Raw genomic sequence first — 13,721 nt, forward strand, 5'->3', positions numbered from 1 at the left:
CTGCCAATCGAACGGGTTCTGTTACGCCTTCGGCATATATGCGGCATTGTTTGGCCCTAAAGCAATATTTTCCTGGCTTTGGAGAAGGTATTCTACGTCCGTTACAAATGCGTGAGCAGTATATGAGCCGAATTAGATCTGTAGTTTCGAAGAGCAATCATCCGGCCTTTTGCGGGTAGACAGGGTTCAGAATGTCAAAAAATATCTGGCTCTTTTCATTGTTGTGGTGGGCTCACCAGATTGTTGCGATTGTTTCCGTCTTTTTTTTGCCGGAAAGTACGTTTTTAACCGACCATGATATTGGCCCTGAGGCACAATTGATCATGGGGTCAGTCGGTAAAATCCTGGTCGCTTTGGTCTTGCTTCCATTTTTTCTAGCCATTGTTTTGTGGCGGCAAAAATGGGCGAGGTGGGTTTTGCTTGTTTCATTCATTCTATCGATCGCCAATTTATTACTTGATCCAGCAGGCCTGCAAGCTGCAAATCTTCCATCTACATTTATCCAGTACCTTTCGGTCCTGATCGGAGCCGTGGCATTTTTCTTTCTATTCTCCTCAAGTACACGAATGTGGTTTTACAAGAGTCCTGGTAGTAACGAAGGGAGTTATACATCAGGTGCGATGTCTGGAGGCGCACAATGAATCCTGCAACCAATATAGCATCGGACGTACAGAGCCCTGAAGAGGTCTTTCGTCACCCTTCGTTTGTTCGGGTTACACATTGGTTCACAGCAGCAGCCATGTTGGTCCTTATCCCAAGCGGACTTTTAATTTTGTGGGCGCACCCGGAACTCTATTGGGGCGAAACAGGCTATTTTGGCGATCCAGCTTGGCTACGTTTTCCTATAGAGCCCAACTTTCTCGGATCTCTATTGGGCCGGCCATTCCATTTTTTTGCTGCCTGGGTATTAGTGCTCAGTTATCTGGTATATCTGGTATGGGGTTTTTTAAGCGGCCATTTCTGGAAACGTATGCTTCCCACTCGCGCACAATTGCATTGGCGTCACATCAGACATGAAATTGTGGAACATGCTCTTTTTCGCAGAGCGACTGGCAAAGCTGCGCTTGAGTTTAATCTGTTTCAAAAACTGGCCTATATTTCCGTTATATTTGTGCTGATACCGCTGATGCTACTTAGTGGACTGACGATGTCGCCAGGGTTTACTGCTGCCATTCCCGAGCTGTTTTGGTTGTGGGGCCGACAAACCGCTCGTAGTGTTCACTTTATAGGTGCAGGTGCGCTTGTTCTGTTCCTTATAATTCATGTGATTCAGTTGTTTGTCGTTGGCTTCAAAAACGAAGTTCGCTCGATGACAACCGGCCGCTTTGTCGTGCCTCAAACTCGAAAGAGAGGTAAACAGTGACCATACTAACGCGCAGACAAGCCCTTTTGGGAGCATTAAGCGTTGCCGGTATATCGCTTACCGGCTGTAATAGCGAAAAAGTCTATCTCCCACCTAACGCCGGAAAGTTGCTGGGAATAAGCTTTGGAGCCAGTGATGCAATGACGCTAGCTTCGCAAAGGCTATTGCTCGATAACGATTCTATGGCGCGTGAACTTCCTGAAAATATGATATCAGAAAACTTTCCCGCCATCGGCACTACAGATCCGGGAGAAGAAAACAGGGACTATCGTGCCGATCAGAACAATGGTTTCCCAAAATGGCGGTTATCTGTCTCTGGACTTGTGGAGCGACCACTTGTTTTGTCCCTTGCGGATATCCGAAGTATGCCATTTCACAGTCAAATCACTCTACAAAGTTGTGAACGGGGATGGTCTGCCATTGCCAAGTGGACCGGCGTTCGCCTTGCTCATGTGCTCGACCTTGCGCGCCTTAAGCCCAATGCCCGCTGGATCATGTTTCAGGCAATTGACGGTTGGTGGGATTGTTTGGATCTGTTTGATGCCGTCCACCCGCAAACAATACTTGCATATGGAATGAATGATGGAGCGTTGCCTGTACCAAATGGTGCCCCCGTTCGTTTGCGAGTCGAACGCGCGCTTGGTTGGAAAAGCATGAAATACATAAATGCTATTACGGTTTTGGATTCTGTTGAAAAAATGCCCGAAGGAAAGGCCTCAATGGGAATTCCTGTAGGGTTTCCCTGGTACGGGGCATCTAGGTCCAGAAGGGATGGGAAAAAATCAGAACGACACAACAAATCGTTCGCCACTTCTGATTCCAGTATTGGCTTTTGCGATTATTCTGGGATTGCATGCGTCTCATGTTAGCTCGGATCAAGCAAGCGAAACATCGGATCAGAAGAATGCAGGTGTTCGACTGGTTCTTTTAGGAACAGCTGGCGGACCAATTATTCAAACTTCACGTGCGCAGCCGGCTACATTGTTGCTGGTAGACGATTGGGCGTATCTGATAGATGCGGGCGAAAGTGTGAATACGCAATTGGCGAAGGCCGGATATTCAGCCCTGGACTTGAAATCTGTCTTCATCACGCACCATCATTTGGATCACATAGCGGGGCTGGGAAATGTTCTCGCGTTTCGCTGGATGGCGTCGGTGCATCGACCGGGCTTACCCATTTTGCAGATTGTTGGACCGCTCGGAACCGACAGGCTGGTCCAGGCTGCAGCAGAATATATGAGTACAGCTGAAAATATCTTCAGGGCTCAATTTCCTATGGCACCTGAGCTTGATAGATCATTTGTTCCTTCTGAGATTGAAGCAGGTTTGGTCTACAAAGATGACAAAGTTCGGGTGAGAGCTGTCGAAAATACGCATTTTAATCAGCTTGTATTTGGGAATAAAATCGATGAAAGTACTTACAAATCATTTTCCTACAGATTTGAAACGGCATATGGGTCTGTCGTCTTTTCTGGCGATACAGGCCCCAGCGAAGACCTGCTTGAATTGAGTGAAGATGCCGACATACTCGTGGCTGAAGTGATAAATGTCCCCAAGTTGAAAGCAATGATAGGCGCATCTGCCAATATTCCACCGGCATTACAGCAAGAGCAGATTCAAATCGTTCGGCGTAAGCATTTGACACCTCAAGATGTTGGGACGTTGGCCGCAACTGCAAATGTCAAGAAAGTTGTTTTGACCCATTTCTCTTCAATTGATGACAATAAGAGTGATGAATCCTATTACCTGGATGGGATCGCTCAAAAGTATTCGGGACATGTGGTTGTTGGTAGAGATCTTCTTGTTGTGCCAGTAGAGTAGTCCTGCGCAACCGTTCTTAACTGATAGGCAGTCCATATCCAATCTCCACTGCAATAGCCATCAAAATGATTATTCTTGACTGAGGAAGATGGCTATATGCAACCGCGATAGGCCGATGGCGTTTCACCAAAAGTCCGCTTGAACAAGCTGATAAAAGCACTGGCACTAGAGTAGCCAAGATCGAAGGCAATTGTTGTAATTGGCGTGTTCGTCGCCAACATTTCTAAAGATCGCAGTAACCGAACGCGTTGGCGCCATTCTGTGAAAGTAAAACCGGTTTCATCAACAAACCGGCGACTTATAGTACGCTTGCTTACGGCTGCCCAGTCTGCCCAACCTTGAAGGTCTCTTTCGCTTGCGGGATCTTCGATGAGGGCGCGTGCTATGCGCATCAGCCGTGTATCTACGGGTAAGGGCAATCCAAACGGTTCCTCGGGAAGGCGTCTAATTTCGTCAAGGATTATTTCGGCGATACGGTTGCTCGGTGCATCCGGCGGAGGGCCCAAGGGCCATTCTGCCGCACGGTAGACCGCCTCCAACAATAGGCCAGAAGTCCGGATCGTCTTGGGCTGTTTTGGCAAGTCGTCGCACCGATTTTCAGAAATGGACACCAACCATCCTTCGAAAGCTCCGTGTGAGCGCGCCGAGTGAGGGTGGTTCGGCGGAATCCATACAGCGTGGATTAGAGGGACCACCCATTCGGCATCTTTAAAGCCAACGGATAACAAGCCCTTCGTGGATCCAAACAAGCCGCCGCGGCTGTACTGATGGGTGTCCGTACGGCGACCTTCAGCGAGATAGCCGACGGCTGCAATGAGTGGTGGGGCTTGCGGTGATAAAAATAGAGACGGATCTGTCTTGATGTCTGCCATGGTAGTATCGCGATATTTATAGTATTTTTACTATAATAACGCCAAGGCGATTTTGCAATAGAAATGGAACCCAGGGTCGCTACATGAGCCAGGAGACGCTGGCGCGCCTGGCTGAGCGACGAGGATCAGGCGAACCTGCTGGCACAGCCTGAGGCTGCCTGAAAGATGAATCTGGAGACCGGAGTTACACCACTTGACGGGAGACTACCGAATTACTCCTCGACCCAGAGCTTGTAAATCGATCCCCCACCCACCCCCGCAACCATCAGTATTCGTATAAACCCTAGCAGGCTGCTGAAAAAGGCATGATTTTGACGCACTCAACTTCCTCGTCGTTCCGTGTCCCAAGTTTGGTCAACGGCGAGTCGGATTCGTGGCAACTTCACCGGATTGGGGATTCGGGGCCGATTTCCGCTGTGACAAGGTCCTTCATAGCCTCTATCGCCTCCATAAGCCGCTCATGGGCGCTATCGATTCCCCGTATCCCCTCACCACGCCGCCTCGGGCAGCAGATTTCTGATACGTATGAGATTGTAGGCAGCCATCACCCTCAGGAAGTCCTGTCTTACCCGAGTCAGACCTCTGAACTTTGTCTGCCTGAGCCCGCCGATCTGCTTGGCCCAGCCAAAAGGTTCCTCCACCCGTTTGCGCACCCGTTGGCTGATTTCGTAGCCCAGATGACGGGTCGTTCTACCGTCAATCGCAGACCCGCCTGCACGCTTCAGGTTTTGGGCAACGTGCGGGGTAACATCCAGAAATCTCAACACGTCGACAAACTCCCGTGTGTCGTACCCTTTGTCAGCTCCCAGTGTTGCGCCACTTTTCAATACCGTCGCCATGTCGATCGCTGCATCGCGCTCGGCAGTGCCAGTGGCCGAGGTAAGATCGGCATTGACCAGCAGGCCATTGCGGTTCTCCATCAGGGTGTGTCCGGTGTAGCTGGGGCGCGCTCCCATACCCTGGCCCTTGGACGCAAGCAGAGCCTCGGGATCCGTGCGCGAGGCATGGGTCTTGTTGCTGCGCTTCTCGCCATGGAAGTTGCGGCCCGCATTGCGGCCGACGCCATCAGGGTTGTCATCGTCCGAGCCATCCTTGCGGCGAACACTCTTGTGAGACGCCCAGGCAGCTATCAAAGTGCCATCAACGCTGAAATGGTCGTTGGACGTGAGACTACGTCGGCGGGCCATCTCGACGATTTCTTCGAAAAGGCGGCGCCCGATGTCGGCCTGCGCCAGTCGATCCCGATTCTTGGAAAAGGTCGAGGGGTTCCACACGGGATCGTCAACACTCAAGCCAACGAACCAGCGAAACATCAGGTTGTAGTCCAACTGCTCCATCAACTGCCGCTCACTGCGAATCGAATAGAACACCTGCAACAAGGAAGCGCGGATCAGACGCTCAGGCGGGATGGACGGCCGGCCGCAGTCTGCGTAGATCTCATTAAAAATAGAGTCCAGGTTGGTCAACGCTTCATCGACCAGTTTACGCATCTTGCGGATCGGGTGGCGCTTGGGAATGCGCTGTTCCAGCGAAACATAACTGAACAAGTCACCGCCTTCCTGGTAATCACCGCGCATTGTTTGGTCTCCAACCTGCGATTGCGCTATTTTCCCTCATTCGAGGGAGTTTTTCAGCAACCTGCTAGCGGGGGATATGCGCAATCGAAGCAATTTCGATCAGGCAATCCGGTGGAACCAAATCCGCGCGAATACAGTATCGCGCAGGTGGAGCATCATTAAAATATTCGCCATACACCTCATTCATGCCGGCATAATCTTCAAGATTACGAATAAAGATCGAATTAAATGTAATATCCTTCAGCGTTCCGCCGGCTTCTTCAACGATTTTTTTAATCGTTTCGATCACTTCACGGGTCTGTACACGAATATCTCCTATTCCCACAGTTGTTTTCATATCTTCGGCAAGTGGCAATATCCCAGCAACATAAAGCACGTTGTCAGCCAATATGCCCGGAGAATAGGGAACAGGTGGTTTAGGCAAGGAAGCCGGCACTATCGGTGTTCGTGACATTTGATTACTCTCCCATCTTGTAGGTTGAATCGGTAAGCCTGATCAACTCCCGCCTTAGTCTGCTGTATGCAGGTCGGTTCGTATCACATTATCGACGCCAAATGAAAGCTCGATGTAACCGTCCGGTAAACCCATCTTTTCGAACCCCGCGAACTGCGTAAGCTAGGTGCCCACCTAATGATAAGTGGGCACCTGATATGGATGACGAAGCGTCTCTTCCAAGGATCATCAAGCGGCGGCGGCGCTATTCGCCGAGGTTCAAACAGCGAGTGTTGGCCGAGTGCCATCAGCCAAACACCTCCGTGGCCGAGGTCGCGCTGCGGCATGGCCTCAACCTCAACCTGGTACACAAGTGGCGCCGGTCACGGGCGGTTGATGGCACGGGAGAATTTGTGCGGCTACCCGTGCCCACCAAAGACTCATCCAACCCTGGCCAGAGCGTAGCGCGAGTTCAGCCCACTGTCAGCATCCGGCTGGATGCGCCGCTCGGCCAGGTCACCGTGGAGTGGCCATTGAGCGAGATCGACCGTTCGGTCTCCTGGCTCAGGTCCATCCTGCAGTGATACAGATTGACGAGATTTGGCTCGCGCGTGAACCCCTCGATATGCGGGCAGGCCCCGATACGGCGCTGGCCCGAGTCATCAACAGCTTCGGTGAAGCCCGGCACCACTGTGCCTACGTATTTGCCAACAAGCGCGCCAACCGGATGAAGGTGCTGGTGTGTGATGGCTTCGGTATCTGGCTCGCCGCGCGCCGGTTACATCAGGGCAAGTTCACCTGGAGCCCCCTGCGCACGGGCGGCGTGGTCACACTCGACAGCGCGCAGCTACAGGCCCTCGTGGTCGGCTTGCCCTGGCAATACGCGGCGGCCAATCACGTGATTGACCGGCAGTAGCGCAGAGCAAAAAAGGGCACCGTAGTCTACGCAAATAGTTGATCTGGTGCCGTGCTCGATTCTTTGGCACAGTATCGGTCATGGAATTGCGCACCGATCTCACACACCTCTCAGACGATCAGCTCCGCCAGATGGCAGCGCAGTTGATCACCCAGCTGGGTGATCAACAGGCGCAGCATGCCGCCGAACTCCTCCAGCGCGACAAGACCCTGCAGCATTACAAAATCCGTAACGAACAACTGACTCACGAGCTGGCCATACTGAAACGTCACCGCTTTGGCCAGCGCAGTGAAGCGGGTGGCAGCACGCAATACCGCCTGCTCGATGACATCGTTGAGGAGGACCTCGCCGCGGTAGAGTCGGAGCTGGCGCAGCTCACCGACACACCCAGGTCAACGCGGACGCCACGTAAGCCGGCACGGCAATCCTTGCCTGCAGAATTGCCCCGCACGGATATCCACCACGATCCCGAGTCGACCATGTGCACCTGCGGCTGCCAGCTAGCCTGCATTGGCGAAGATATCAGTGAGAAGCTCGACTACGAGCCCGGTCAGTTCTCGGTAGAACGCCATATCCGTAGCAAATGGGCCTGTAAGCAGTGCGAGACCCTCGTGCAGGCGCCCGTGGCGCCCCACGTCATTGACAAGGGCATTCCGACGACCAACCTGCTGGCTCAGGTGCTGATCAGCAAATACGCGGATCACCTGCCGCTGTATCGGCAACAGCAGATCTATGCCCGCGCGGGTGTTGAGCTCTCCCGCTCAACACTGGCTGACTGGGTGGGCCGCTGCGGGGTGGAGCTGGCCCCGCTGGTCGATGCGCTGCGTCGTGAACTGCTGGCACAGGACATTCTGCACGCCGATGAAACACCGGTGGCGATGCTGGATCCCGGCAAGAAGAAAACGCAGCGAGCCTATGTGTGGGCCTATGCGACACCGCGGACCTTGCCGATACAGGGCGTGGTGTACGACTTCCAACCCACGCGATCCGGCCAGGTGTCTCGCGAGTTCCTGGCCGGTTGGCAGGGGAGCCTCATCTGTGATGATTACGCAGGCTACAAAGCGGGCTTTGTACAGGGCATTCACGAAGTGGGTTGCTGGGCCCATGCGAGACGCAAGTTCCATGAGTTACTGGAGCACAACCAGAGCCCGATTGCGGAGCGAGCCCTTGCCACCATCGGTGCGCTTTATGAGATTGAGCGCGCAACGGCTGAAGCCATGCCGGAACACAGACAACAGGTTCGCGAGCAACAGGCGCGGCCCATCATCACCGCATTCCATGGCTGGTTAACCGGACAGCGATCCAAGCTGACGAGCGGCACACGTACCGCCAAAGCGATCGATTATGCTTTGAAACGCTGGGAGGCCCTGGTTCGTTATCTGGATGATGGGCGAATCCCCATCGACAACAACTGGGTGGAAAACCAGATCAGGCCGTGGGCCCTGGGGCGGAAGAACTGGCTGTTTGCAGGCTCTGTGCGCAGCGGCCAGCGCGCGGCCAACGTGATGACGCTGATCCAGTCGGCTAAGATCAATGGGCTTGATGCCCAGGCCTATCTGCGGCATGTGCTGGAGCGTATCCCCACCGCCAGGCAATCTGACCTGACAGCTCTGCTGCCGCACAACTGGGAGCCGCCCATCAAGGTGTGATTACCGGACGGTTACAGCTCGATCACAATATTGTTGATCGGATCCTTGGTAACGACAAGAAATAATCCTTCAGCTTTAGTCTCGTATCGAGTGTGCTCCAAACCCAATGAATCCATCCGCTCAATCGCCTGATCATAATCCCGACAATCGAAGGCAACATGATTCAATCGTCCCGTACTAACACCATCGGGTTCCACATCACCACCCTCTTCGACAGAATTAACATGGACGATAGCCCGCCCGCTATCGGCAAAGAGCCAGATATTATCTGGGCCAGGTGTTGCCATGGAATCAGCACGTTTCAGCCCCAACAACTTTTCATAAAACGTGAGCGTCTCTTCGAAGTGCTTTTCTGTAGTACGAATATTGATATGACCTATACGATCTATCATCTTAACCACCTATCACTAGCGAACCAAATAACTTTATTCATCTCGACACAGACTCTTTAGCGTGTCACGAATTCCATCGTAACATCGCTCTTCACAATGGGTTCAAGTGTTCGATTAGTCACAGTTTTAGTCCGTGTTAGAAAGTCGATCGCATCACGACCGTGCATCTTGGTCTCTGTGAAAGCACTATCTTTCCAACCTGCAAAACCATGAAAATATACCGGGGAGGGAATAGGCACATTTATACCAATTTGACCGGCTTGCGCATCATCAGTAAAACGTGTTGCTATCGATCCGTCTCGTGTAAAAATAGCAGCTCCATTTCCAAAGTCGCTGGCGGAGATGATTTCAATAGCCTCTTCATATGTGTCTACACGCACGATTGAAAGAACCGGACCGAATATCTCATCTCTATGGGCAGCCATGTCCGGAGATACATGGTCTATGATCGTCGGTCCGATATACCATCCCTCGCCTTCCTTTGAAAATTCCGCCCTGCCATCAAGAACGATCTCAGCACCCTCGTTAGCAGCCGTTTCAATGCAATCAGCTATACGCCGTTTGCTCTGTTCACTAATCACTGGACCCAACTGCGCCGAAGCATCGTCAATACCACCTACCGGAATTGACGCAGCACGACTCTTTATGGCCTCCACCAGAAAATCTCCGATTTCACCCACCGCCACTACGACCGAAACTGCCATGCAACGCTGTCCCGCCGCGCCAAAAGCTGAGGAAACTGCCGCATTCGCAGCAAAATCAATATCTGTGTCGGGCATAATGACCAGATGATTCTTGCCGCCGCCAAACGCCTGGACCCGTTTTTTCCGGGCAACGCCTCTTTCTCTGACTTCTCGCGCAACGGGAGTGGAACCTACGAAAGTGATGGCTGCCACGTCAGGGTGCTCTATAATTCGGTCTACGACCAACCGATCACCCATAACGACATTAAAAACTCCATCAGGAAGACCAGCTTCAGTGAACAATTCCGCTATCCGCAGTAACGCAGCAGGATTTCGTTCGCTCGGCTTGAGAACAACAGTATTACCACAAGCAATCGCCATCATGCTCTGCAGGAGAGGTATCATGACTGGAAAGTTGAAAGGACTAATCGCCGCCACGACACCCACGGGATAGCGGACCTCATAGGTGTTGATGCCGGTAGCCACACCGCGCGTATATGGAGTCGCCGAAAGAACCGTTGTTGCCGTCGCATGCCCGATAATCTCAACAGATCGAGTCACCTCCGCGGTCGCATCTGCCAGCGTCTTACCGGTCTGTTCAACAACCAATTGAATAATCTGCTCACGGTTATCCGCCAGTGCCTGCCGAATATCATATATCTTGTCGATGCGCTGCTGCAGCCCCAACTTTGACCAATTACGGAAAGCCGTTTTCGCTGCAAGCACCGCTAAATCAACATCTTTCTCAAGGCCAAGTTTTACCTTGCCAGCCTCCTTTCCCGTCGACGGATTGTAGATCGGCATCGATTTTCCGGACGAAGGTTCCGAACGCCCTGAAATAAAATGTGTAAACTCCGACATAAAACCTCTTGAACTCCCTAATATTATATGACCACCGGGTAGAACTGATTCGTAGCGATTAATTGCCATCAGGCCGAACGTATTTCAATAACCTAATTGAATTAATAGATTTCTCAACTGATGCTCGGAGTCAAAACCAAAGATCATAAACTGGCCAATCAAGACAAGATGATAATAGGCCGCGACAACTCTAAACCTGAATCAATATTTCAACTACTTACACTATGAGTTTGGGTCAAATACGGTCCAATACAAAATAGTCATTATTAGTATGATTCACGGATATAGCATGGCCCACTGGTTCTACTTAATCACGCTAATAAGCCCATTTCTGGCGGCTCGTTCCCGTAAGCTCCTTCATGAACCCGAAGCCTCCAGGAACTGCGTCTTCCACCTGGTGATTTGATTCGGGTGAACATCGAAACGCTCAGCGATCTCGCCATGGTCTGTTGCTCTGAGATCCTCATATTAAAGATGAATAGAGTTTATGAAAACTTGGTCTTCGCACTAAGGGGATTTCTCATCTAATGTGGAAAAAATCTCAGGCCTGGTGATTACAGAATATTACCTAGTACAGAATATTACCCAATAGAATATTACCCAACTAGAGTCAACTGAAGAATTATCCTGTAAGACGAAAATACAAAAACGACGAGTTCAGTATTCCAACTCACACTCAATACCGGCAAGCATCCAACTACCGAAGAGTCACTCAATGCCAACAGAGTTATTACCCCATGTAGTAGCACTCTGCGCTACAGGACTGATTTAGTTTCAATCTGGTGCATAATTCACTGACATTTTGGAGGCTTGACATTGGCCATTAACCCACCGCAGGAAAAAGTTTGGTTGAATTTCGATCAAAAGGCACTCAATGCAGCATATGACCAACAGGTTTATGCGCCGAACCATGTTCAGATAATAAAAAGGATGGAGAAAAACAGCGTCCTTATGCGGCAGCGCATAGGCGAGCCACATACTTTCAGTTATGGGCCTTCTCCAATCGAAAAGTTGTTTTATTATCCTGCCTCTGAACCGGATTCACCGATCCATATCCATGTACATGGCGGTGCCTGGCGACAAAGGAAGGCAGAAAGCATGTTGTTTCCCGCAGAAGCTTTTGTCAAAGCCGGTATCGGTTTTGCCATTTTCGATTTTATATCAGTCGAGGAAACAAATGGCGACCTCAATCCTATGCTGACACAAATTTGTAGTGGACTGGCCTGGCTCGCAAAAAACGCAAGAACTCTGGGTGGTGATCCAGATCGCCTTTATCTATCAGGATTTTCTTCTGGGGCACACCTTGGCAGCGCAGCCATTGTGGCGGACTGGAATCCATTTGGTTTTGAAAAAATCCCTTACAAGGGTGCGGTACTGATCAGTGGGATGTATGATTTGCATCCGGTGAGACTGTCAAATCGTTCTGAGTATGTCAGGTTTACGGATGAGATCGTGGATATGATGAGTGCCCAACGGCATGTCGATAAATTCAATATCCCCGTCATTCTCTCGCATGGCAGTGACGAAACCCCTGAATTTAAACGTCAAACACGAGAATTTGCCGAGACCCTGAGGATCGCTGGCAAGCCCGTACAGTACCTTTCAATCGAAGGTTACAATCATTATGAATTAATGGAATCTTTAGGCAACCCCTACAGTCCGCTCGGCAGCGCTGCAATTGCACAAACTCGCGAAAACTCTTAGGCTCGGGAAGAGAAGGGCCTCTTCAAGGGACGCGTCGGATCATCCGCTGGTAAATGGGTTTCAGCGCATGGTAGGTCTCGAGGTACAGGGCCAGCAGTCTGTCGTAGCGCTCGCGACGGCCGGGATCGGGCCGGAACACCTGCTCCACCGTGACCATACGCCGCGCGGCCTGTGGCACCGATTCGAACAGCCCCACCCCCGCCCCGGCCAGGATCGCGGCACCGAGCACACCGGTGTCGGCAAAACACAGCCTGCGCAGTTCGATATTCAGCACATCCGCACGAATCTGGCACCACAGCCCCGACTGACTGCCACCGCCCCCAGATACAGAAATGGATAGGAACGTCCGGCAGCCTCGGCCACACTGTCATACAACAGGCGAGCGGAACAGGCGACGCCTTCCAGCACCGCCAGCGCCATATCGCCGATGCCGGTGTCGGCCTCGATGCCGAGGAAGCTGCCGCGGCTGTAGGGGTCCCACAGCGGCGCCCGCTCGCCCTGCAGATGCGGCAGGAACAGTAGCCGTCCCTGGCTGCGGTCAACCGCCGCCGCCTCGGCCAGCACGGTATCCACCGCCTGACCGACACATTCCGCAAACCAGCGCAGGGAATCGCCGCCGCTCTGGGTGGGGCCGGCATGAACATACCAGTCTGCCACCGGCAGGAAACTGAGTACGCCTGCGGTCGCAACCCTGCGATCCGACACCAGTGTGATGATCTCGCTGGTCCCGCTGAAATAGGCGCCCTCGCCGATCCCGGCGACACCGGAGCCAAACATGTTGCTCCAGGCATCCATGGTGCCCGTGACCACCGGTACGCCGAGACCACGGCTGCGCTCCGGCAGCGTGAGGCCCAGCACCCGTTCCATCGGCTGCAACGGGGGCAGGCGCCGGGCCGCACCGGGCACCAGCGCCAGCAGCGGCTCCAGGTAGACCCCGCACTGATCCACCAGTCCGAAGGAACTGACCGGATCACTGGCCACCTTGCCGGTCAGCTGCAACAGGCAGTAATCCTTGGGGGAAAGCACCCAGCGGGTCTGCTCCCACTCTGCCGGGGCGTGGGCCGCCACCCAGGCCATCCGGGCCAGCGGATGACTGGCATCGATGGGCACCGGCGCGCCCCACCAGGCCTGCTTCTGCTCCGGGCTGAGCTGGCTGTCCAGGGTTTCCGCCTCCTGCGCGGCCCTGCCATCCTGCCAGACGATGGCCGGCAGCAGCGCCCGTCCCGCGGCATCGACGAAGACATGGGTATTGACCTGGCTGCACAGGCCCAGCGCGGCTATCGACAACTGGCTGCGGCCTTCGAGCAACTCGGCCAGAATGTCGTCGATCGCCGTCAGCCAGTCGGCCGCCGCCTGCTCAACGAAGCAGTGGCGCGAGCGGGCGGTGGGATAGCGCCGCGAGGCCTGGGCAAGCAGCTCGCCATCGGCGCCAAACAGCCCCCCTTTACCG

General features: G+C 53.0%; 15 protein-coding genes. 8 read left to right on the plus strand and 7 right to left on the minus strand.

Annotation, left to right across the window (positions count from 1 at the left end):
- Nucleotides 1-191: 191 nt before the first annotated feature.
- Genes G3T16_RS06300 through G3T16_RS06315 form a run of 4 tightly spaced genes read left to right on the plus strand, consistent with a single transcriptional unit; the run spans nt 192 to nt 3,184 of the window.
- Nucleotides 192-641 (plus strand): hypothetical protein, encoded by a 450-nt coding sequence (locus tag G3T16_RS06300; RefSeq protein WP_163494314.1) that lies wholly within the window; start codon nt 192-194, stop codon nt 639-641.
- Nucleotides 638-1,363, plus strand: coding sequence for a cytochrome b/b6 domain-containing protein (locus G3T16_RS06305; RefSeq protein ID WP_163494315.1), 726 nt, complete (start codon nt 638-640; stop codon nt 1,361-1,363). The genes G3T16_RS06300 and G3T16_RS06305 overlap by 4 nt, the downstream gene beginning before the upstream one ends.
- Nucleotides 1,360-2,232 (plus strand): molybdopterin-dependent oxidoreductase, encoded by an 873-nt coding sequence (locus G3T16_RS06310; RefSeq protein ID WP_163494316.1) that lies wholly within the window; start codon nt 1,360-1,362, stop codon nt 2,230-2,232. Before G3T16_RS06305 ends, G3T16_RS06310 begins: the two co-directional genes overlap by 4 nt.
- Nucleotides 2,135-3,184, plus strand: a complete 1,050-nt coding sequence (locus G3T16_RS06315; protein WP_163494317.1) for an MBL fold metallo-hydrolase — start codon at nt 2,135-2,137, stop codon at nt 3,182-3,184. Before G3T16_RS06310 ends, G3T16_RS06315 begins: the two co-directional genes overlap by 98 nt.
- Before the next feature lie 92 nt (nt 3,185-3,276).
- Here G3T16_RS06315 and G3T16_RS06320 read toward each other — a convergent pair whose 3' ends face one another.
- From G3T16_RS06320 to G3T16_RS06330, 3 genes are all read right to left on the minus strand, one after another.
- Entirely contained in the window at nt 3,277-4,056 is a 780-nt protein-coding gene (locus G3T16_RS06320; RefSeq protein WP_163494318.1) for an AraC family transcriptional regulator, read from the minus strand.
- Nucleotides 4,057-4,544: 488 nt separating this feature from the next.
- Nucleotides 4,545-5,633: an IS5 family transposase gene (locus G3T16_RS06325; RefSeq protein ID WP_163493605.1), complete on the minus strand. Its 1,089-nt coding sequence runs from the start codon at nt 5,631-5,633 to the stop codon at nt 4,545-4,547.
- 64 nt (nt 5,634-5,697) lie between these two features.
- Nucleotides 5,698-6,087, minus strand: a complete 390-nt coding sequence (locus G3T16_RS06330; protein WP_163494319.1) for a Rid family hydrolase — start codon at nt 6,085-6,087, stop codon at nt 5,698-5,700.
- A 197-nt stretch (nt 6,088-6,284) separates the two neighbouring features.
- Between G3T16_RS06330 and G3T16_RS06335 the strand changes: the two genes are divergently transcribed.
- The 3 genes from G3T16_RS06335 (at nt 6,285) to tnpC (ending at nt 8,631) form a co-directional block, all read left to right on the plus strand.
- Nucleotides 6,285-6,650, plus strand: a complete 366-nt coding sequence (locus G3T16_RS06335) for a transposase (RefSeq protein WP_163494023.1) — start codon at nt 6,285-6,287, stop codon at nt 6,648-6,650.
- On the plus strand, nt 6,647-6,982 hold the full coding sequence (gene tnpB / locus G3T16_RS06340) for an IS66 family insertion sequence element accessory protein TnpB (RefSeq protein WP_163494022.1): 336 nt from the start codon (nt 6,647-6,649) through the stop codon (nt 6,980-6,982). The genes G3T16_RS06335 and tnpB overlap by 4 nt, the downstream gene beginning before the upstream one ends.
- A gap of 80 nt (nt 6,983-7,062) precedes the next feature.
- The gene (tnpC, locus tag G3T16_RS06345; protein WP_163494021.1) at nt 7,063-8,631 is read left to right on the plus strand and encodes an IS66 family transposase; all 1,569 of its coding nucleotides are present in this window, start codon (nt 7,063-7,065) and stop codon (nt 8,629-8,631) included.
- A gap of 11 nt (nt 8,632-8,642) precedes the next feature.
- Here the strand turns inward: tnpC and G3T16_RS06350 are convergent, their stop codons facing one another.
- Both G3T16_RS06350 and mmsA read right to left on the minus strand, forming a co-directional pair.
- On the minus strand, nt 8,643-9,023 hold the full coding sequence (locus G3T16_RS06350) for a VOC family protein (protein WP_163494320.1): 381 nt from the start codon (nt 9,021-9,023) through the stop codon (nt 8,643-8,645).
- A 56-nt stretch (nt 9,024-9,079) separates the two neighbouring features.
- Complete coding sequence (mmsA, locus tag G3T16_RS06355; protein WP_332102871.1) at nt 9,080-10,636, minus strand: CoA-acylating methylmalonate-semialdehyde dehydrogenase; 1,557 nt, start codon at nt 10,634-10,636, stop codon at nt 9,080-9,082.
- A 747-nt stretch (nt 10,637-11,383) separates the two neighbouring features.
- Here mmsA and G3T16_RS06360 point away from each other — a divergent pair.
- Nucleotides 11,384-12,271: an alpha/beta hydrolase gene (locus tag G3T16_RS06360; RefSeq protein WP_163494322.1), complete on the plus strand. Its 888-nt coding sequence runs from the start codon at nt 11,384-11,386 to the stop codon at nt 12,269-12,271.
- Between the two features lie 22 nt (nt 12,272-12,293).
- Here G3T16_RS06360 and G3T16_RS22420 read toward each other — a convergent pair whose 3' ends face one another.
- Together G3T16_RS22420 and G3T16_RS06370 are read right to left on the minus strand one after the other, a co-directional pair.
- Nucleotides 12,294-12,605 (minus strand): FGGY-family carbohydrate kinase, encoded by a 312-nt coding sequence (locus tag G3T16_RS22420; RefSeq protein ID WP_163496985.1) that lies wholly within the window; start codon nt 12,603-12,605, stop codon nt 12,294-12,296.
- Nucleotides 12,539-13,708 carry a xylulokinase gene (locus G3T16_RS06370; protein ID WP_269473291.1) on the minus strand — a complete coding sequence of 390 codons (1,170 nt, stop codon included), beginning with the start codon at nt 13,706-13,708 and terminating at the stop codon, nt 12,539-12,541. Before G3T16_RS06370 ends, G3T16_RS22420 begins: the two co-directional genes overlap by 67 nt.
- Between the last annotated feature and the right edge of the window lie 13 nt (nt 13,709-13,721).

The sequence above is a fragment of the Kineobactrum salinum genome, assembly GCF_010669285.1.
Classification (GTDB): domain Bacteria; phylum Pseudomonadota; class Gammaproteobacteria; order Pseudomonadales; family Halieaceae; genus Kineobactrum; species Kineobactrum salinum.